Raw genomic sequence first — 1,607 nt, forward strand, 5'->3', positions numbered from 1 at the left:
AGCCGCCAATTCTGCAAAAGCGTGTGCCAGTTTTTGATTATTCTCCCAATAATCACCGCTGAATCGCGGAAGTTGATTACGCCAATCGGTTTCGCCCAGTTTATCTATTGTATTGGTCATCAATCCACGTGCAAGCGGACTAAAGGGCACAAAAGTTATCCCAAGCTCTTTACAAAGAGGTAAAATTTCTTTTTCCACGTCGCGTGTAAGCAGAGAATACTCACTTTGCAATGCAGAAACGGGATGTACCGAATGGACTTTGCGGATGGATTCCACAGATGCTTCAGATAATCCGAGAAAGCGTACTTTTCCCTCTTTTACCAGATTGCTCATTGCACCCGCCATCTCTTCTACCGGCACTTTAGGATTGATTCGGTGAGCATAAAACAGGTCGATGGTTTCAATTTTCAACCTGCGTAAACTGGCTTCAACGGCAGTTTTCATGTAAGCGGGTGATGTATCGACATAAGTTTGAGATGGATTTTGGGGATCAACTCTCATTCCAAATTTAGTTGCAATAAAAATCTTATCGCGGTTTGGTACCAATACCTTGGAAATTAGCTCTTCGTTGTCTCCGTTACCATAAAAATCGGCAGTGTCCCAAAAGTTAATACCCAGTTCGATTGCCCTATTCAATGTTGCCAAAGATTCCTTATCGTCTCTGACTCCATAAGCGTGACTCATAGACATACAGCCCAGTCCGACTGCTGATAATTGAATTTCTGTGTTGCCTAATTTTCTATACTTCATGATTTTTAGTTATTTTATTAGCATACCTTTCTTCTATGTTCTATGTTCACAAATTTACATAATTATCAAGAAACTTTTTCCAGATTCTCAATATCTCTTGTTCTGTTGAGGCCTTATTATAGATATATGTGAATAATGTAACTTATTTCAAGAAGTGTGTAACGCTATCCGGAATTAATGTGACCACCTTTACAGCGTAATTAACAATTTAAAATTCAAAAAATGGGAAAACTTCAAAAAAAGCTTGGTCAAACAAAAGAAGAATTAGATAAAATTATTGCAGAGATTTAATCACATCAAGATTATGAAAAAGATTTTTTCAGTAATATTAATTGTTGTTTCACTCTTTCTAGGATATCTTGGTATAAAAGATTACAGAGAGAGTAAACACTCTGTAAATGTACTTGGTATTGAACTAAAAGCAGAGGATAATACGGGTAAAGAGAGTGCCTATATAGAGCTTGGCCTTGCTGTTGCATCTCTTATTGGAGGACTCTTCCTGCTTAAAAACGACAATAAAAAGTAGTGGATTACAGGCATTTTAGGGCCTCAAAATGAATTTAACCCCTATCGCCAGTCTTTCCGGCGAGTTTCTTTTCGTAATAAGCTTTAATATCTTTCCAATGATAATATGGAGCTATATCAGTTGTAACCGGAATTTCCACCTCTTTCTCACAATGAAGGAGTTTTACTATAATATCACCCGTTTTATCATTCCTATAAAAAATTAGCTGCAAGTTTGCGCCCATTGGGCTCACCTTAAAATCACTCCATACCTGATAAACTTTTTCAGGATCAGACTCCTGAACATTCATCCCTTTAATATCCATCAGCGCCAGTAAAGGAATAATATAAGA

The 1,607-nt window shown here is 37.3% G+C and carries 3 protein-coding genes; 1 reads left to right on the top strand and 2 read right to left on the bottom strand.

The window, feature by feature from the left end:
- Positions 1–750, bottom strand: a 750-nt coding sequence (locus tag ABFC98_08455) for an aldo/keto reductase (GenBank protein ID MEN6446051.1), incomplete at its 3' end; no start/stop codon positions are given.
- A 304-nt stretch (positions 751–1,054) separates the two neighbouring features.
- Here ABFC98_08455 and ABFC98_08460 point away from each other — a divergent pair.
- Positions 1,055–1,276: a hypothetical protein gene (locus tag ABFC98_08460; GenBank protein ID MEN6446052.1), complete on the top strand. Its 222-nt coding sequence runs from the start codon at positions 1,055–1,057 to the stop codon at positions 1,274–1,276.
- A gap of 34 nt (positions 1,277–1,310) precedes the next feature.
- Here ABFC98_08460 and ABFC98_08465 read toward each other — a convergent pair.
- Positions 1,311–1,607 (bottom strand): hypothetical protein (locus ABFC98_08465; protein ID MEN6446053.1); only part of this gene is annotated, 297 nt, incomplete at its 5' end.

Origin of the sequence: Candidatus Cloacimonas sp. (genome assembly GCA_039680785.1) — a bacterium.
In the GTDB taxonomy this organism is placed as follows: Bacteria; Cloacimonadota; Cloacimonadia; order Cloacimonadales; family Cloacimonadaceae; genus Cloacimonas.